Genomic DNA, 17,842 nt, shown 5'->3' on the forward strand with positions numbered 1-17,842 from the left:
CCGACGGACGACCGGGGTCCGACGTGGACGCCGAGGTGGTGCCGCTGCCTCCGGACGACGGGAGCGTGGCCGGCCCCGAGTGGGCCGACGACGGGCCGGGCGAGACGCACCACCACAGCCGGGCCGAACGCCACGCCGCGGCCGAGCAGCACAGCACGGACGAGCGGCACCGGACGGACGAGCAGCACAGCCCCGGCGGAAGCGACACCCACACCCCCGGCCAGAGCCTGGAACAGACGAAGGACGCCCGGGAACTGGCGGCCCGGTTCGAGGAGGAGAAGCCGGGACGGGTGCTCGCCGGGCCGGTCGGGCTCCTCTTCACCGGCGTCACCGTCGCGGTCGGGCTGCTGACGCTCTGGCAGGTGTTCTTCCCGCTGGCCCAGGGCAGCAAGTACTACCTCATCTTCTTCCTGGCCGGCATCCTGCCGATGGTTTTCCTCGCGTACCCCTCGGGGGTGCGGCTGCGCCGCACGGCGACCGAGGTGGACGACCGGCACGGACCGACGCCTGTGGACTGGCTGCTGGCCGCCGCGGCGCTCGTGGTCTGCCTCTACCCGGTACTGCCGGTCACCGTCGGCGCCGGTGGCGGCGGCTACGACGCCTTCCTCGACCGGCAGGGCCTGCTGGATCCGCTGGACGTGGCGTTCGGCACCGGGCTGCTGCTCCTGCTGCTGGAGGCGTGCCGGCGCACCACCGGCTGGATCCTGCCGGCGGTCTGCGTGCTGTTCCTCGGGTACGGCTACTACGGCGGGCTGCTGCCGCAGGGCTGGCCGGTGGCGCACGCGGGGCTCGACTTCGGGCAGCTCGTCGACGCGTTCTACAACTCCGACAGCGGCTTCTACGGCACCCCGCTGGACGTGGCCGCCTCGTACATCGTGCTGTTCACCATCTACGGCGCGGTGCTCGACCTGTCCGGCGCGGGCCGGTTCTTCGTGGAGCTGTCCGCGGCCGCGTTCCGCCGCTCCCGGACGGCCGCCGGGCGCACCGCCGTCGCCTCGGGCTTCCTGCTCGGCACGGTCTCCGGTTCCGGCGCCGCCACCACCGTCAGCATCGGCGCGGTGACCTGGCCGATCCTGCGCCGCGCCGGCTACCCGGCCGAACGCGCGGGCGGCATGCTCGCCGCCGCCGGAGTCGGGGCGATCCTGTCGCCGCCCACGCTCGGCGCCGCGGCGTTCATCATCGCCGAGTACCTGGGTGTGTCCTACCTCCAGGTGCTCGGCTGGGCCACCGTGCCGACGATCCTCTACTACCTGGGGATCCTGCTCTCCGTCGAGATCGACGCCCGGCGCTCCGGCGTCCGGCCGGTGGTCATCGACACCGGCTCGGCCTGGCGGCTGCTGGCCCGCTTCGGCTATCACTTCCTCTCGCTTCTCGTGATCATCCTGGTGCTGGCGCTCGGCGCCTCGGCGACGCGGGCGGTGGTCATCGCCACAGTGATCGCGGCGGTGCTGTCCTTCCTGGACCGGCGGCACCGGCTCACGCCCGCCCGGCTGGTGGCGGCGCTGCGCGACGGCGTACGCGGGGTGCTCGCGGTGAGCGCCGTCTGTGCCGCGGCCGGCATCATCACCGCCACCACCACGAAGACCGGCCTCGGGCCGCAGGCCGCCGCGCTGCTGATCGACGGCGCGCAGTCGGTCAGTTCCGAGCCGGCCGTGGTGCTGGCGCTGACCGCCGTGCTCGCCGCCGTCGCGTTGAGCCTGCTCGGCCTCGCCGTGCCGGTCACCGCGTCCTTCGTCATCGGCTGGGTGATCATCGGTCCGGCGCTGCTGAACCTGGGCGTCGCCGCGCCCGCCGCGGCCATGTTCGTCTTCTACTTCGCGGTGCTGTCCGAGGTCTCGCCGCCGACCGCGCTCGCAGCGGTCGCCGCCGCCGCCGTCACCGGCGGCCGGCTGGTGCCGACCATGTGGCAGACCCTGCGGTACGCGCTGCCGGCGTACCTGATCCCGCTGGCCTTCGTGGTCACGCCGACCGGTCTCGGGCTGCTCGGCATCGGCGGCGCCGGGCGGATCGTGACCGCCGGCCTGGTGTCGGCGCTGGGCGTGGCCGTGCTGGCGGTCGCGGCCGGTGGCTGGCTCCCCGGTGTGGGCCCGGCCGGCGCGCCGGAGCGGATCGTCGGCGCGTTCGCCGGACTGGTGCTGCTCTGGCTGGAACCGCTGCCCATGGCGATCGGCGCGGCGCTCACCGCGCTCGCGGTCGCGGGCGTGTACGTCCGACGTGGCGCCGCCGGGCACGCCGGCCACCCGTCGGTCGAAAAATCCGTGGACCATGGGGAGGAGAGAGAGTGGGACGGATCGACGCGAGGATAGTGGCGGGTGTCGGAGCGCTCGTCCTGGTCGCCGCCGGTGCCGCCGGCTGCGGGGGCCGTCAGGACGGCGCGGCGAAGGACGACGCCGCCCGCGAGGTCAGCTGCAAGGTCACCAAGGACACCCGGGTCGGCATCGCCACCGGCAACGCCACCGGCGTGTACTACGTGGTCGGCAACGCGCTCGCCGGTGAGCTGAGCAAGGCCACCGACGGCAAGCTCACCGGGACGGCCGCCGAGACCGGCGCCTCGGTGCAGAACGTCGAACAGCTCGTCGCCGGCCAGTACGACGTGGCGTTCTCCCTGTTCGACACCGCTGTCAACGCGGTGCAGGGCAAGGGGAGCTTCAGCTCGCCACAGCCGGTCAAGGCGCTGGCCCGGATCTACGACAACTACACCCAGGTGGTGGTCCGCGCCGACGCGGGGATCACGTCGGTGGCCGACATGAAGGGCAAGAAGATCTCCACCGGCTCGCCCAAGTCCGGCACCGAGGTCATCGCCAACCGGCTGCTCACCGCCGCCGGGCTGGACCCGGCAAAGGACGTCCAGGCGCAGCGGCTGGACCTCACCAAGACCGTCGACGGCATGAAGGACGGCAGCATCGACGGCTTCTTCTGGTCCGGCGGCGTCCCGACCGGCGGGGTCACCGACCTGTTCACCACGTCCGGTGACAAGGTGAAGTTCCTCGACATCAGCCCGCTGCTGCCGAAGATGGCCGAGCTGAACCCGGCGTACCAGGCCGGCACCATCGGCAAGGACGTCTACCGGACCCCGGCCGACGTGCCCACCATCGTGGTGCCGAACGTGCTGCTGGTGCGGGACAACCTGGACGCCGACGTGGCCTGCGCGATCACCCGGACGGTCTTCGACTCCAAGGACGCCCTGGCCCAGGCGAACCCGGCGGCGAAGGGCATCGAGCTGGGCAACGCACGCAAGACCGACCCGGTGCCGCTGCACCGTGGCGCGGAGCGGGCGCTGAGCGACCTCGGCGCGAGCTGACCCGAACGGGCCGGGCCCGGACGTGCGTCCGGGCCCGGCCCACCGACCCGACCCGGAGACCCCCGTGCCGCTGCCCCACCCGGCTCGCGTACGCCGGCATCACCGCTCCGCGGACCGCACCGGACGCCTCCGCTCGGTCCGCGTCCAACTGCTGGCCCCGATCCTGGTGGCCACCGCCGGCCTGATCGTGCTGGGGACGGCGCAGACCGGCGCCGCGCTCGACGCGTCCGCCGACGCCGACCGGGCACGCGTCCTGGCCGGCACGGCCACCGCGACCGTGCGGCTGGTGCACGAGCTGGAACGCGAACTGGCCGAGACGGCCGCGTTGCGTCAGCGCGGTGGCACGTCCGGCCGCCCGCTCGTGGACGCGCAGCGCCGCCGGGTGGACACGGCCGTGGAGCGCTACCGCTCGGCCCAGGGGGACGCGCGCCGGGCCGCCCCCGATCTGGCCGGGGTGCTGGACGACGCGCGCGGGCGTCTGGAACAGCTCGCGCCCACCCGGGATCTGGCCCTGGCCGGTGAGCGTGGCGATCCCGCATACGTGTCGCTGGTGGAGTCGCTGCTCGCGGTCGCGGACGCGCTGCCGAGCCAGCTCCGCGACGCCGGCCTGGCCAACCAGGCGCGCGAGGTGGCCTCGGTGGCCGCCCAGGAGCATCTGTCCGCGCTGGAGCGCGACCTGCTGCGGGCGGTGTTCGTCCGGGGTGGACTGCAAAGTGGCGAACTGGCCCGGCTGGGCCGGCTGCGGGGCGCCCGGGAGCAGCGGCAGGCCGAGTTCCTGCGGATCGCCTCCGCCCCGGCGAACAGGGCCTGGTACCGCCTGGTCGACGGCACCGACGTGACCACTGCCCGCCGGATAGGTGACGCCGTGCTCGACTCCGACGGCGCGCCGGGCACGGTGAAGACCGACGGTGACGCCTGGTACGTGGCGCAGAGCGGTGCGATCCGCCGGTACAACCTGCTCGGCCGTGACCTGACCGACGGGCTGGACCGGGACGCGGCAGACCTGGCCGGCGCGGCCCGGGTGCGTGCGGTGCTGACAGCTGGCGCGACGAGCACAGTCGCGCTCGGCTCGCTGGTCACCGCCGTGCTGCTGGCGGTACGCACCAGCCGGCGGCTGCGCCGGCTGCGGGTAGCCGCCCTGACCATGGCGAACCGGGAGCTGCCGGAACGGATCACCGCGATCGCGGCGGGCGAGCGGACACCCGCCGAGGGTCCGGCGACCCGGATGACCGACGGGATCCGGCGTGGCCAGGACGAGGTGGCGCAGGTCGCCGAGGCGTTCGACACGGTGAACCGGGCGGCGTTGCGGCTGGCCGGGCAGCAGGCCGAGTTGCGGCTGGACGTGACCCGGATGGCGGAGGCGCTGGCCCGCCGCATCCGTACGCTCATCACCCGGCAGCTGCGGCTGCTCGACGACTTCGAGCGCGAGGAGACCGACCCGGACGCGCTGGCCCGGCTGTTCGCGCTCGACCACCTCGCCGCCCGGCTGCGGCGCAACGGGGAGAACCTGCTGGTGCTCGCCGGTGGCGAGCCCGGCCGGGGCCACGAGGGCGCGTTGCTGCTCGACGACGTGGTGCGGGCGGCGGCCTCCGAGATCGAGGACTATCCGCGGGTGGAGATCGACGTGCCGACCGCGGCGGTGCACGGCGCGGCGGCCGGCAACCTGGTGCACCTGCTGGCCGAGCTGCTGGAGAACGCCACCGTCTACTCGCCACCTGACGCCCGGGTGCTCGTCGACGGGCGGCGCACAGTCGACGGGCTGGTGCTGCGCGTACACGACCAGGGCATCGGCGTCAGCGAGAGCCGGCTTGCCGAGATCAACGAGCGGCTGGCCGCGCCGGCCACGCTCTCCAGCGCCGCGGCGGGCAGCATGGGCCTGCACGTGGTGGCCCACCTGGCCGCGCGGCACGGCATCCGGGTGCAGTTGCACAACCCCGGCACCGGCACGGTGGCGCAGGTCGACGTACCGGAGTCGGTGCTGACCCGGGTGGAGTCGGTGGCGTCCCGGCCGGTTGTGGAGCGGCGACCGCGCGCCGCAGCCTGGTTCAAGGCGGGGCCCGCCGCACGGTCGGCGGCCGGCTCCCGTGACCTGGTCACCGCGGCTCCGGCAGCCGTCGGCCCGGTGCGCGGGGTCGCCGCCGTCCGCACGCCCGGTGGCGCCTTGCTGGCACCGAGCGCGGCGCGGATCCGGCCGGTGAGCACGCCGCCGACGCCCGTGCCGACCACCGCCGCCGGGCTGCCCCGGCGGCCGGTGGGCGGGCACCTGCCCGAGCAGATGCCGGGCGCCGTCGCGCCGCCGCCGGCGACCGATCTGCTCGACCCCGAAGTGGTACGCGCCCGGCTGTCCGCCCTCGCCGAGGGGGTGGCCAGCGCCACGCGCCGTGCCCCGAACACCACACCCAACGGGAGAAGACCATGACCTCACCGTCCTCCACGGGACTGGACTGGCTGCTGGCGAACTTCGCCGAGCAGGTGCCGGACGTCTCACACGCGCTCGCCGTCTCCGAGGACGGACTGCGGCTGGCGTCCTCGCCGGACCTCTCCCTCGACCAGGTAGACCAGCTCTCGGCGGTGATCAGCGGACTGGCGAGCCTGACCGTGGGCGCGGCCCGGCTGATGTCCGCCGGCCGGGTACGCCAGCAGATCGTGGACATGGACGGCGGCGTGATGCTGGTGATGGCGGTGGGCGAACGGGCGCTGCTGGGTGTGCTGGCCGCGCCCGGCTGCGACCTGGGCCAGATCGGTTACGAGACGGCGACGCTGGTGCAGCGGGTCGCGGAGGCGCTGGAACCGGCGGTCCGCCGGTGACCGGCCGGCCGCTGCGGCTGGTGGCCGCGCTGATGACGGCGGTGCTGGTGACCGCCGGCTGCGCGGCCGAGGACTCCGCCCCCGAGGCGTGGCACGGCGGCCGGATCTTCCTGGCCACCGGCAACACCACGGGCGTCTACTACCAGCTCGGCGGCGGGTACGCCGACCTGATCACCCGCCACCTGCCCGGGTACGAGGCGCGGGCGGAGCCGACCGGCGCGTCGGTGGAGAACATCACCCGGGTGGCGAGCGGGGACATGGAGATCGCGTTCAGCCTGGCCGACACGGCGGCGGACGCGGTCGACGGGCGCGGCGCGTTCGACAAGCAGCCGCAGCCGGTACGGGCGCTGGCCCGGGTCTACAGCAACTACACCCACGTGATCGTCCGCGCCGACGGCAAGATCCGCAGCTTCGCCGACCTGCGCGGCAAGCGCATCTCCACCGGTTCGCCGAAGTCCGGTACCGACATCATCGCCGGGCGCCTGCTCACCGCCGGTGGCATCGACCCGACCCGGGACATCCAGCGGTTCAACCTGTCGCTGCCGGAGACGGTCAAGCGGATGCGGGCCAAGGGCCTGGACGCCATGTTCTTCTCCGGCGGCCTGCCCACACCGGGTGTCAAGGACCTGCTCACCTCCGCTCCGGGCACGTTCCGGCTGCTGCCGCTCAACGAGCTGATCGAGCCGTTGAGCGCGCGCTTCGGCGCGGTCTACACCACCGCGACGCTGCCGAGGGAGGTCTACGGCACACCCGAGCCGACACCGACGATCACTGTGGCGAACGTGATCCTGGTGGCGGCGGACATGCCGGAGCAACTCGCGTACGACCTGACCCGGGTGCTGTTCACCTGGCAGGGCGAGCTGATCCAGGTGCACCCGGAGGCGGCGAACTTCAACCGGGCGAGCGCCGCGGCGACCCGGCCGATCCCGCTGCACCCGGGCGCGCAGCGGTTCTACCGCACCGGCTGAGCGCGAGACCGCCTGCTACGGCGTCCAGTCGCGCCGTAGCAGGCCGTAGATCACCAGGTCGGTGAAGCCGTCGCCGTCGTACTCGCGGTCGCGCTGGGTGCCCTCGTGGACGAAGCCGCACTTCTCGGCGGTACGCCGCATGGCCGTGTTGCCGGCCAGCGTCTCGATCTCCAGGCGGCGCAGGTTGCGGTTGCGGAAGCCGTACCGGCAGAGCAGCCGGATCACCTCGGTGCCGTAGCCCTGGCCACGCGCGTCCGGCAGCAGCGTGATGCCGAGGTGCGCGTACCCGTTGAAGGTGTTGATGCCCCACAGCACGCCGGTGCCGAGGAATGTGCCGTCGGCGACGGCCTCGGCCAGCAGCGACACCGGAGCGCCGGCGTCCGGCTGCTCGGCGGCGCGCTTCTCCAGCCGGGCCCGGACCTGCCCGACGTGGTGCGGCAGGAACGGCTCGTCGTCGGTGACCAGGTGCAGCTCCGGATCGCCGTGCAGGCGGAAGATGTCCGGCGCGTCGTCCGGGGTGGGCGGGCGCAGGCGGACCCGGTCGGTGGCGAACATGCCGCGACGCTAACGGCGGGCTGGCCTGCCGACAACCGGATTTGGCCACCCTACCGACCGGTCGGTAGGGTGGCGGCATGACCCCGCTCGTGCTCGCCACCGCCCTCACCAAGACCTACGGCAGCCGCGACGCCCTGCGCGCGCTCGACCTGACCGTCGCGCCCGGCGCCCGGTTCGTCGTGCTCGGCCACAACGGCGCGGGCAAGTCCACGCTGCTGGAGATCATCGCGACGCTGCGCACCCCGACGTCCGGCTCGGTACGCGTCGGCGGGTTCGACACCGTCACCCAGGCGCGGGACGCCCGGCGCCTCATCGGCCTCGCGCCGCAGTCGAACGCGCTTGACCCGCTCGCCTCCCCGGCCGAGGTGCTCGACTTCCACGGCGTGGCGCTCGGGCTGGGACGCCGGCAGCGGGCCCACCGCACGCGGGAACTCGTCGACCTGTTCGGCCTGGGCGAGCACCGCTCGACCCGGGTCGCCAAGCTCTCCGGCGGCACCCGCCGCAAGCTGGACCTGGCCGTGGCACTCGTCGCCGAGCCCGCCGTGGTGATCCTGGACGAGCCGACCACCGGCCTGGACCCGCTCGCGCGCATCGACTTCTGGAACGAGCTGACCCGCCTCAACCAGGCCGGAACGTCGCTGCTCATCTCGACCCAGGACCTGCACGAGGCGGACGTGCTGGCCACGGAGATCGCGGTGCTCCGGGACGGCCGGGTGGTCGCCCAGGGCTCACCGGCGTCGCTGAAGCAGCGCGTCGGCGCCCGTACGCTCACGCTCGACCTGTCCGGCGCCGCCGCCGCGAACGCGCTCGTCGCCGCCTCCGAGGCCGGGTTCCGTGCCGACCCCGATCACCCGGACCGGGTACGCCTCGCCGTGCCCGACGATCCGCGGGCCCTGGCGAGCGCCCTGACCGAGGCCGGCCACGTCGCCGCCGACATCACCGGTCTCCACCTCGCCGAGCCCTCCCTCGACGACGTCTTCGTCGCCCTCTCCGCCCGCTGACGCGTGCTCCCACCGCGACCCGAAAGGCCCGAACCCGTGCTCCCGCAGGCAGTCGCCTCATCCCGCCGGTCTCCGGCACCGGTCGTCCTCGCGGCGATCGGACGCTCGACCCGCGCCGTGCTCCGTACGCCCGCGCTGCTGGTCGCCCCGGTCGCCCAGTCCCTGTTCTTCCTGCTCGTCTACGCCGGACAGCTCGACGCCGTCGGCAGCACCTACCTGGGCGGGACGAGCTTCACCGCGTTCCTGCTGCCGCTGATCCTCCTCACCGGCGTCGCCACCGGCGCGGGTGCGGCCGGCACGCTGGTGCTGGGCGACCTCACCAGCGGATACCTGGACCGTCTCCGGCTCGCCCACGGCACCACCACACCGTTCCTCGTCGGCCCGGCCGTCGCCGCGCTGGTCGCCGTCGTACTCCAGATGGCGGTGACCGTCGCCGGGGCAACGGCGCTCGGCTACCGGCCGGCGAGCTGGTCCGGCGTCGCCGCGATGCTGCTGCTGATGCTGGCCCTGGGCCTCGGCGTCGCGCTGCTGAGCATGGCGCTCGCGATCCGGTCCGCCTCGGCGTCGGCCACCAACCTGGTCACGCTCGCCGTGTTCGGCCTGTCGTTCTTCACCGGCGTGTTCGCGCCGGTCGACGAACTGGCCGGCTGGATGCGGGCGATCGCCGTCGTCAACCCGCTCACCTATATCGTCGACACCGCCCGCCAGCTCGGCGGCGACGCGGCGCTCACCGCGGCTCCGATCGGCGTCACGGCGATCGCCGTCCTCGCCGTCGCCGGAACCGCCGCCTGCGCCCTCGCCCTCCGCCACGCGAGAGAGAACCGATGAGCCCCACCGACACCCGCACCCAGATCATGGACGCGTTCGCCGAGCAGCTCGCCGCGACCGGCTACCAGGGCATCTCCCTGGTCGGCGTGGGCCGCAGCGTCGGCATCCAGAAGCCGTCCATCTACCACCACTTCCCCGGCGGGAAGGAAGATCTCTACATCGCGGTGGCGGAACGGTACATCCGCGACGTCGGCGGCCTGATCTCGGCGGCGTTGTCCGGCCCCGGCGACGTGCCGCGGCGGCTGCACGCGCTCGCCACCGTCGCCGCCGGGCAGCACGGCGACGCGATCACGTTCGAGCAGCGCATCTACGACACGCTGCCGCTCGTCTCCGCCGCGACCAGCGAGCACGTCTCGGGCCTCTACGTCGCCCTGATGCTGGCGCCGGTGACCCGGTTCTTCGCCGACGCCCGGGCCGAGGGCGCCGTCACCGGCGAACCGGAGTTCCTGATGAACGCGTTCCTGCACCTGGCCCGCGCGGCCGACCTCACCGACGAGACCGGACCCGCCCGGGTCGTCGCGCTCTTCCTCGACGGCGCCCGCCCACGTGCCTAAACTAAGAACTTAGCTAACCGAGGAGGGCGCGCCATGTCGGCTGAGGCTGTGCACTACAACATGCATGACGCCAAGACCCACCTGTCGCGCATCATCGAGCGGGTGGAACGCGGCGAAGAGATCATCATCGACCGGGCGGGCACCCCGGTGGCGAAGGTCGTACCGCTGGTGCGCCGGACCGACCGCACCGCGATCGGCTCCCTCGCGGGGCAGGTGGACCTCTCGGGTGACTGGGATTCGCCACAGACCAACGCCGAGATCGCCGCCGACTTCGGGATCGGCGCATGACCCTGCTGCTGGACACCCACGTCGCGCTCTGGGCCATCACCGGCGACGCCACCCTCGCCGTCGAGTTCCTCGACCGGCTACGCCACGACCCCGATGTCTTCCTCTCCCCGGTCAGCCTCTGGGAGATCACCATCAAGCAGCAGGCGGGAAAGCTCTCCGGTCCTCCCGACCTCGCGGAACGGGTGCGGGACATGGGTTTCCGTGAACTCCCGGTGACCCACGACCACGCCATCACCGCAGGCCGCCTGCCGCCGCATCACCGGGATCCCTTCGACCGGATGCTGGTGGCGCAGGCGATCACGGAGAACCTGACCCTGGCCACCCGCGACGCCTCCATCCCGCTCTACGAGGTCGACGTCCTCAAGGTGTAGGCCTCAGGCGTCGGCGGGGGCGGTGGCGGCCCGCGCCGCCGCTACCAGCCGGGCGGTCTCGGCGGTCACCGCCTCGTCGTCGGGCGTCCCCGGGTCGTAGCGGACCGTCCAGGTCAGCCCGTCGACCCCGGACACCCGCCGGGCCGCGATCCGCCCGGAGCCGCCGGGCATCTCGTGGTGCGAGGTGTACGCCACCGAGCCGGTGACCCGGGCCCGGACCTGGTGCGGCAGGTCACCCGGGTCGACGAGCAGATACGTCTCGGGCAGGCCGTCCGCGACCACCAGGTAGCCGTCGTGCTCGCCGACCGGTTCGGCCGGGGTGACTGTGAGTTCGCGGCCGGACCAGACCGCCTTGAGGATGTCGTGCCAGCCGAGGCGCTCCACCCGGCCGGGCAGCCACAGCCCGCGGTTGCTGGCCACCAGCACGCCGTCGTTGCCGCCCTCGCCGGTGCCGGCGGCGGCCCAGGCGAGCACCCGCTCGTCGGCGGCCAGCGGCGGCCGGTCTGCCGACGGGAGTTTCGGCCGGCGGTTGAACAGTCCCATCACAATCCTCCGGCGGCCTGCTCGCGCAGTGCCCGTGCGTGCTGTTCCAGCGAGAGCAGTTCCCCGAACAGGGCGAAGTACTCGTCCTTGTTGCTCACCGGGTTGATCCGCTGGATCTTGGACTTCAGGTCGCGGATGCGGCCGGTGACCGAACTCCACTGGAGCCGGGCCATGGTGATCGAGACGTACCGCGGGTCGGGCTCGCCGTCGATGCGCAGCGGCTCCACCGCCAGCTCGCCGACCAGCGCCTGCCCGGCCAGGTCGTCGCAGGCGTCGCGGACCCGCTCGATCCAGACCGCGCCACCGGTGGCGGCGGACGCGCCGCCGGCCGCGGCGACGGCGGCGCGCACCGCGACGTGCACCGGGTGCTGGTAGTCGGTCGCCTCGACCGCGTCGAACATCGGGCCGGCCAGGACCGGCTCCTGCAACGCCAGCTTCAGCGCCTCCCGCTCCACCATGGAACGCGGGCTGTCCACGGCGGGCGCGGCCGGGCCGCGGCGTGCGGGTGCGGCGGGCGCACCGGGCCCCGGTTGCCCGTGTGCTGCCGCCAGCACCGCGCGCTGCACCGGCTCGATCTCCATGCCGAGGTCACCGGCGAGCTTGCGCACGTACTCCGGGCGCTTCTCCCGGTCCTTGATCTTCGCCACCAGGGGCGCGGCGCGGCGCATGGCCTCGACCCGGCCGTCGACGGTGTCCAGGTCGAACCGGCTGATCACGTGCCGGAGCGCGAAGTCCACCAGCGGCTCGCGGCGGGCCACCAGGTCGCGTACGGCCAGGTCGCCCTTTGCCAGGCGCAGCTCGCACGGGTCCATGTTGTCGGGGCTGACCGCGATGAAGGTACGCCCGACGAAGCGCTGGTCGTCCTCGAAGGCGCGCAGCGCGGCCTTCTGCCCGGCGGCGTCGCCGTCGAAGGTGAAGATGATCTCCCCGGCCCGCTCGTCGCTGTCGAACAGCACCCGGCGCAGCACCGAGATGTGGTCGCCGCCGAACGCGGTGCCGCAGGTCGCCACCGCCGTCGGCACATCGGCGAGGTGGCAGGCCATCACGTCGGTGTAGCCCTCGACGACCACCACCTTGCCCTGCTTGGCGATCTCCCGCTTGGCCTGGTCGATGCCGTAGAGCACGTGCGACTTCTTGTAGATCGGCGTCTCGGGGGTGTTGAGGTATTTCGGGCCGTCGTCGTCGTCGAACAGCTTGCGGGCCCCGAAGCCGATCACGTCGCCGGTGATGTCCCGGATCGGCCACATCAGGCGGCGGCGGAACCGGTCGATCAGCGAGCCGGAGCGCGCCGGGCGGGAGAGCCCGGCGGTGACCAGCTCGTCGTGGGTGAAGCCCTGCTGACGCAGGTGCTTGGTGAGCAGGTCCCAGCCGTCCGGGGCGAAGCCGCAGCCGTACCGCTCGGCGGCGGCCCGGTCGAACCCGCGCCCGGCGAGGAACTCGCGGGCCGGGCGGGCGCCGGCGGTGGTGAGCTGGGCCCGGTAGAAGTCGACGGCGGCGGCGTGCGCCGCGATCAGGCGCTGCCGCTGCCCCTGCTGCGGCCGGGTACGCGGCGCGGACCTGTCGTCCTCGACGTAGCGCAACTGGATGCCGGCGCGCGCGGCCAGCCGCTCGACGGACTCGACGAAGCTGAGGTGCTCGGCGTCCATCAGGAACTTGATCGCGTCGCCGCCGACCCCGCAGCCGAAGCAGTAGAACACGTTGCGGGCGGGCGAGACGTTGAACGACGGGCTCTTCTCGTCGTGGAACGGGCAGAGCCCCTTGAGGTTGCCGCCGCCGGCCGACTTGAGCGTCACCACCTCGGAGATGACGTCCGCGATGGCGGTGCGCTCGCGGACCAGCGCGATGTCCTCGTCCCGGATCCGCCCCGCCATGACCGCCACCCCCCTCGGCGTACATCCTGCCCTGCCGGACCGACGTTCCGGCGGCCGGGGGGACGGGCGTGTGGCCGACCACGCCCGTCCCCCGGCTCAGGCCGAGCGGGCCGCCGCGGGGTCGCCGATGCGCGGGAACGGCTCGATGGAGAAGACCACCTCGACCGGCACCTCGAAGTACGCCGCGATGCGCAGCGCCAGGTGCAGGCTCGGCCGGAACTCGCCGCGTTCCAGGTAACCCACGGTCTGGTAGTGCACACCGAGCGCGTCGGCCAGTTGCCGGCGGGAGACGCCCCGTTCGGCGCGCAGCACCGCGATGCGGTTGTGCACGGTCTCGCTCATCGCCGCCCTCTCATCCGACCCGCTGCATGGCCCGTTCCCGCCGGGCGGCGACCCGCGAGCCGGACTCCCGGCGGGCCATCCGGCGCAGCACCACAGGGGCCAGCACCAGCCCGAGCACCGCCCAGGCGCCGAGCACCCCGAGCGTCTCCAGGTGCCGCCAGGAGCCGCCGAGTTCGACAGCCGCCAGGTCGGCCGGGAGCAGCGCCGAGCGCATGCCCAAGCCTAGCCAGTAGAGCGGGAAGACCTGGGCGATGCCCTGCACCCAACCGGGCAGGCCGTTGATCGGATAGAAGATGCCGGACAGCGCGATCAGACCGAAGATCGGCATCACCACCAGGCCCATGTTGCGCGGGTTGTCGATCAGCGAGCCGATCACCGCGCCCAGCGGCAGCGTCGCCACCAGCCCGAGCGGCACCACCCAGGCCAGCGTGAGCCACGCGCCCGGGTCACCGAGTCGCAGGCCGTCCAGGAAGAACAGGCCGGGCGTGAGCTGGATGGCCACGCCGATCAGCGAGACCGCCGAGACCAGCACGATCTTGCCGACCAGGTAGCCGAGCATGCCGTCCGGGATCGCCTTGGCGCGCAGCAGCGTGCCGTCCTCCCGGTCGATGACGAGCTGGTTGGCCAACCCGAGCAGGCCGCCGAAGAGCAGGCCCATGCCGAGCGCGCTGGGCAGCGTACGGGCACCGAGGGAGAAGTCGGTGCCGGGCACGGTCGAGCCGCGCATCCAGAACACGGCGACCAGCAGCACCACGGTGGGGAAGAAGTAGGTCCACAGATCCTGGCCGTTGGTGAACGTCGCGCGCAGCTCGATGACGCCGCGCCGCAGCCCGGCCCGCAGCGCGTTCGTGGTCGGGTTCATCGGTTCGCCTCCTGCTGCCACACCCGCTCGGCCCGGCCGGTACGGATACCCGTCTCCTCCTCGTGCACCAGGGTCAGGTACGCGTCCTCCAGGGTGGCCCGGCGCACCTCCAGCTCGCGTATCCGGTCGCCGTGCTCGCGGAGCAGGTCGCGCAGGAACGCGGTGGCGTCGGGCGTGGCGTGCACGTACCGCTCGCCGTCACGGGTCCAGCGCACCTCGGCGTCCCCGGCGACGCGCCGGGCGAGCTGGTCGGGTGAGCCCTCGGCGATGATCCGGCCGCCGGCCAGGATGAGGATGCGGTCGGCCAGCTTCTCCGCCTCGGCCAGGTCGTGCGTGGTCAGCACGATCGTGGTCTCGTCCAGGTCGGCCAGCCGGTGCACCAGCTCGTGGAACTCGCGCCGGGCGGCCGGGTCGAAGCCGACGGTGGGCTCGTCGAGGAAGAGCAGTTCCGGCCGGCCGACGATGCCGACCGCGACGTCGAGGCGGCGGCGCTGGCCGCCGGAGAGCCGGGCCACCCGGCTGCCGGCGTGCGCGCTCAGCCCGACGGTGTCCAGCAGGTCGTCGACCGGCCACGGGCGCGGGATCCGGTCGGTGGCGTAGGGCGCGTAGAAGTCGCCGAGGTGGGCGAGCAGCTCCCGCACCCGCCACTTGCCGTGGTCGCGCCAGGACTGGAGCACCACGCCCAGCCGCGCGCGCCACCGCTCGTCGCCGCGTGCGGGGTCGGTGCCGAGCACGCGCACCGTGCCGGCCGAGGGCAGCCGGAAGCCTTCGAGGATCTCGATGGTGGTGGTCTTGCCGGCGCCGTTGGGCCCGAGCAGCGCCACCACCTCGCCCCGCCGGGCGGTCAGGTCGACGCCGTGCAGCACGTCGACGGCGCCGTAGCGCATACGCAGATCCCGCACGTCGAGGACGAGATCCTCGTCGGGCGGTCGGGGGGACGCGACGGCCCCAGGGAGTTCGACCGCAGTCATACCTCGGAATGTAGCATCTCTACTATAAATCGAGGTATCCCCACTCAACGGCGAGGGCGATGGAACCATCTCGTGACGGGGGCCGGATCCTCCTCCTCGTACGACCGCGCCGCCCGGACCGCCGCGGCCAGGCCGGAGCGGCGGGGCGGAGGCCCGGGGCGGATCATCGGATCGACAGCCATCTCCCGCACGACCGCCACGGCCAGGCCCAGCATCACCACGACGAACGGCAACGCGACCAGGATGGTCGCCTGCTGCAACGCGGCCAGACCTCCGGCCAGCAGCAACGCCCCCGCCACCGCGCCGATCAGCACGCCCCAGAGCACCACCACCCCGCGGTGCGGCCGCAGCGCGCCCCGCGAGCTGAGCGAGCCCAGCACCAGGGACGCGGAGTCGGCGCTGGTGACGAAGTAGAGCCCGATCAGCACCATGGCGAGCACGCTCGTCAGCGTGGCCAGCGGCAGCGCGTCGAGCAGCCCGAACAGCGCCTGCTCCGAGCTGGCACCCACATCCGCGACCAGGTCACGGGTGCCGGTGGTCTGGGTACGCAACGCGGTGCCGCCCATGATCGCGAACCAGACGGCGCTGGCACCGCTGGGCACCAGCAGCACCCCGATCAGGAACTGCCGGACCGTACGGCCGCGCGAGATGCGGGCGATGAACGTACCCACGAACGGTGCCCAGGAGATCCACCACGCCCAGTAGAAGATGGTCCACGAGCCCAGCCAGCCCGGGTCGGAGAACGCGCCGGTCCGCGTCGACATCCGCACCAGGCCGCTCAGGTAGTCACCGATCGAGGCCGGCAGCACCTCCAGCGTGTAGACGGTCGGACCGACCACGAACACGAACAGCATCAGCACGACAGCGATCAGGACGTTCGTGGTGGAGAGCCACTTGACGCCCCGGTGCAGGCCGGAGAAGGCGGACACGACAAACGCGAGCGTGAGCGCGCCGATGATCGTCAACTCGACGGCCCGGCTGTCCGGCACGCCGGCCACCAGGTCGAGGCCGGCCGCCACCTGGAGCGCGCCCAGGCCGAGACTGGTCGCGGAGCCGAACACGGTGGCGAAGACGGCGAGCAGGTCGATCGCGCGACCGATCGGACCGTCGGTCCGGTCGCCGAGCAGCGGTGCGAACGCGGACGAGATGCGGTTGCCCCGCCCCTTGCGGAACGTCGAGTAGGCCAGTGCCAGCGCCGCGATCGCGTAGATGCCCCACGGGTGCAGCGTCCAGTGGAAGAGCGTGTACTGCATGGCCGTCGCGGCGGCGGCCCCGGTCTGCGGCTCGACCCCGGAGGCCGGCGGCGGCGCGGCGTAGTGCTGGATCGGTTCGGCGACGGCGAAGAACACCAGGCCGATGCCCATGCCGGCACTGAACATCATGGCGATCCAGGCCAGCGTGTCGAACTCCGGCTCGTCGTCGTCGGCGCCCAGCCGGATCCGGCCGAACCGGGTGGCGGCGATCACCACCGCCAGCACCAGGAACGCGTCGGCCGCGACCACGAAGAACCAGCCGAAGGTGCCCACGGTCCAGGCCAGGCCGGACTCGCCGAAGCGGGCCAGTGAACCCCTGGCGAGCACGCCCCACAGCACCACGGCGACCACACCGGCGACCCCGACCCCGAGCACCACCCGGTCGACCGGCTGGGTCGCGGGCCGTTGCCCCATCCGTCCCGTCATGCCCTCATCGTGGGCGGACCGGCCGTATCGGCGGGCCGGAACGCCGCAGGACGCCGGTCAGGCAGCGACGGTGGCGGCCTCCTCGGCCTCCACGGCGGCGTTCCAGGCCGGCTTGGTCGACCGCCAGCCCTCGTCGTCCATGCCCCGCCGCCAGTAGCCGGAGATGGACAGGTCACCCCGGGGCACGCCGCGCTCGACCCGCAGCAGCCGCCGCAGCTCCTTGACCGCCCCGGCCTCGCCGTGCACGAACGCGTGCACCCGGCCGGGCGGGAACTCCAGCGCCCGGACCGCCTCGACCAGCGGCTCGCCGTACGGGCGCCCGGCCCGGTGCAGCCAGCGCAGGTCGACGGTGGCGGCGCTGTCCAGCGGCAGCTCGTCGGGCGGACCGTCCACCTCGACGTACACCGTCGCGCGGGCCCCGGCGGGCAGGCGTTCCAGGGCGGCGGCGATGGCGGGCAGCGCGCTCTCGTCGCCGGCCAGCAGGTGCCAGTCGGCCACCGGGTCCGGCGCGTACGCGCCGCCCGGCCCGGTGAACAACACCCGGTCGCCGGGGCGCAACGCCGCCGCCCACGGCCCGGCCAGACCCTCGTCGCCGTGGTGCACCACGTCCACAGTCATCTCACCGGCCGCGGCGTCCCAGGCCCGCACCGTGTACGCGCGCAGGCGCGGCCACTGCTCCGCCGGGAACTCCCGCTTGATCGTCGCCAGGTCGACCGGGTCCGGGTAGCTCACCCCGGCCGGCGGAAAGGCGAACTTCACGTAGTGGTCGGTGTACGCGCCCACCGGCAGCCCGGCCAGCTCCGGACCCCCCAGCACGAGGCGGATCAGGTGCGGGGTGGGCCGCGTGGTCCGGACGACCGTGGCGGCGGTGAGCTTCTTCGGGCGGTCCGTCATACGCTT

18 protein-coding genes are annotated in these 17,842 nt (G+C 73.4%); 10 read left to right on the top strand and 8 right to left on the bottom strand.

Going from position 1 to position 17,842, the window contains the following annotated elements; genetic code table 11:
* Positions 1–23 precede the first annotated feature (23 nt).
* The 5 genes from AB0D28_RS22550 (at position 24) to AB0D28_RS22570 (ending at position 7,077) form a co-directional block, all read left to right on the top strand.
* On the top strand, positions 24–2,306 hold the full coding sequence (locus tag AB0D28_RS22550) for a TRAP transporter fused permease subunit (protein ID WP_357388624.1): 2,283 nt from the start codon (positions 24–26) through the stop codon (positions 2,304–2,306).
* On the top strand, positions 2,282–3,301 hold the full coding sequence (locus tag AB0D28_RS22555; RefSeq protein ID WP_357388626.1) for a TAXI family TRAP transporter solute-binding subunit: 1,020 nt from the start codon (positions 2,282–2,284) through the stop codon (positions 3,299–3,301). Before AB0D28_RS22550 ends, AB0D28_RS22555 begins: the two co-directional genes overlap by 25 nt.
* 64 nt (positions 3,302–3,365) lie before the next feature.
* Positions 3,366–5,720: a sensor histidine kinase gene (locus AB0D28_RS22560; protein ID WP_357388628.1), complete on the top strand. Its 2,355-nt coding sequence runs from the start codon at positions 3,366–3,368 to the stop codon at positions 5,718–5,720.
* Positions 5,717–6,109, top strand: a complete 393-nt coding sequence (locus tag AB0D28_RS22565) for a roadblock/LC7 domain-containing protein (RefSeq protein ID WP_357388630.1) — start codon at positions 5,717–5,719, stop codon at positions 6,107–6,109. The genes AB0D28_RS22560 and AB0D28_RS22565 overlap by 4 nt, the downstream gene beginning before the upstream one ends.
* Positions 6,106–7,077 (top strand): TAXI family TRAP transporter solute-binding subunit, encoded by a 972-nt coding sequence (locus AB0D28_RS22570; RefSeq protein ID WP_357388632.1) that lies wholly within the window; start codon positions 6,106–6,108, stop codon positions 7,075–7,077. The genes AB0D28_RS22565 and AB0D28_RS22570 overlap by 4 nt, the downstream gene beginning before the upstream one ends.
* A gap of 15 nt (positions 7,078–7,092) precedes the next feature.
* On the opposite strand, the gene AB0D28_RS22575 is transcribed toward AB0D28_RS22570, so the two are convergent.
* The gene (locus AB0D28_RS22575; RefSeq protein ID WP_357388634.1) at positions 7,093–7,632 is read right to left on the bottom strand and encodes a GNAT family protein; all 540 of its coding nucleotides are present in this window, start codon (positions 7,630–7,632) and stop codon (positions 7,093–7,095) included.
* A 77-nt stretch (positions 7,633–7,709) separates the two neighbouring features.
* Here AB0D28_RS22575 and AB0D28_RS22580 point away from each other — a divergent pair, with 77 nt between their 5' ends.
* Genes AB0D28_RS22580 through AB0D28_RS22600 form a run of 5 tightly spaced genes read left to right on the top strand, consistent with a single transcriptional unit; the run spans position 7,710 to position 10,674 of the window.
* Positions 7,710–8,633, top strand: coding sequence for an ABC transporter ATP-binding protein (locus tag AB0D28_RS22580; RefSeq protein ID WP_357388636.1), 924 nt, complete (start codon positions 7,710–7,712; stop codon positions 8,631–8,633).
* Between the two features lie 36 nt (positions 8,634–8,669).
* On the top strand, positions 8,670–9,461 hold the full coding sequence (locus AB0D28_RS22585) for an ABC transporter permease (RefSeq protein WP_357388638.1): 792 nt from the start codon (positions 8,670–8,672) through the stop codon (positions 9,459–9,461).
* Positions 9,458–10,015, top strand: a complete 558-nt coding sequence (locus AB0D28_RS22590; protein ID WP_357388640.1) for a TetR/AcrR family transcriptional regulator — start codon at positions 9,458–9,460, stop codon at positions 10,013–10,015. The genes AB0D28_RS22585 and AB0D28_RS22590 overlap by 4 nt, the downstream gene beginning before the upstream one ends.
* A gap of 33 nt (positions 10,016–10,048) precedes the next feature.
* Complete coding sequence (locus AB0D28_RS22595; protein ID WP_043329066.1) at positions 10,049–10,303, top strand: type II toxin-antitoxin system prevent-host-death family antitoxin; 255 nt, start codon at positions 10,049–10,051, stop codon at positions 10,301–10,303.
* Positions 10,300–10,674, top strand: a complete 375-nt coding sequence (locus AB0D28_RS22600) for a type II toxin-antitoxin system VapC family toxin (protein ID WP_357388642.1) — start codon at positions 10,300–10,302, stop codon at positions 10,672–10,674. The genes AB0D28_RS22595 and AB0D28_RS22600 overlap by 4 nt, the downstream gene beginning before the upstream one ends.
* Before the next feature lie 3 nt (positions 10,675–10,677).
* Here AB0D28_RS22600 and AB0D28_RS22605 read toward each other — a convergent pair whose 3' ends face one another.
* From AB0D28_RS22605 to AB0D28_RS22635, 7 genes are all read right to left on the bottom strand, one after another.
* Positions 10,678–11,217, bottom strand: a complete 540-nt coding sequence (locus AB0D28_RS22605) for a hypothetical protein (protein ID WP_357388644.1) — start codon at positions 11,215–11,217, stop codon at positions 10,678–10,680.
* Positions 11,217–13,088 (bottom strand): DNA primase, encoded by a 1,872-nt coding sequence (gene dnaG, locus AB0D28_RS22610; RefSeq protein ID WP_357388646.1) that lies wholly within the window; start codon positions 13,086–13,088, stop codon positions 11,217–11,219. The genes AB0D28_RS22605 and dnaG overlap by 1 nt, the downstream gene beginning before the upstream one ends.
* Positions 13,089–13,184: 96 nt before the next feature.
* On the bottom strand, positions 13,185–13,430 hold the full coding sequence (locus AB0D28_RS22615) for a helix-turn-helix transcriptional regulator (RefSeq protein WP_357388648.1): 246 nt from the start codon (positions 13,428–13,430) through the stop codon (positions 13,185–13,187).
* Between the two features lie 10 nt (positions 13,431–13,440).
* A complete protein-coding gene (locus AB0D28_RS22620; RefSeq protein ID WP_357388650.1) occupies positions 13,441–14,292 on the bottom strand; it encodes an ABC transporter permease in 852 nt (283 codons plus the stop codon).
* Positions 14,289–15,263, bottom strand: a complete 975-nt coding sequence (locus AB0D28_RS22625; RefSeq protein ID WP_357388652.1) for an ABC transporter ATP-binding protein — start codon at positions 15,261–15,263, stop codon at positions 14,289–14,291. The genes AB0D28_RS22620 and AB0D28_RS22625 overlap by 4 nt, the downstream gene beginning before the upstream one ends.
* Before the next feature lie 44 nt (positions 15,264–15,307).
* Positions 15,308–16,942, bottom strand: coding sequence for a BCCT family transporter (locus AB0D28_RS22630; protein ID WP_357388654.1), 1,635 nt, complete (start codon positions 16,940–16,942; stop codon positions 15,308–15,310).
* Positions 16,943–16,999: 57 nt separating this feature from the next.
* Complete coding sequence (locus AB0D28_RS22635; protein WP_357388656.1) at positions 17,000–17,836, bottom strand: siderophore-interacting protein; 837 nt, start codon at positions 17,834–17,836, stop codon at positions 17,000–17,002.
* Between the last annotated feature and the right edge of the window lie 6 nt (positions 17,837–17,842).

The sequence above is a fragment of the Micromonospora sp. NPDC048169 genome, assembly GCF_040652815.1.
Classification (GTDB): Bacteria; Actinomycetota; Actinomycetes; order Mycobacteriales; family Micromonosporaceae; genus Micromonospora.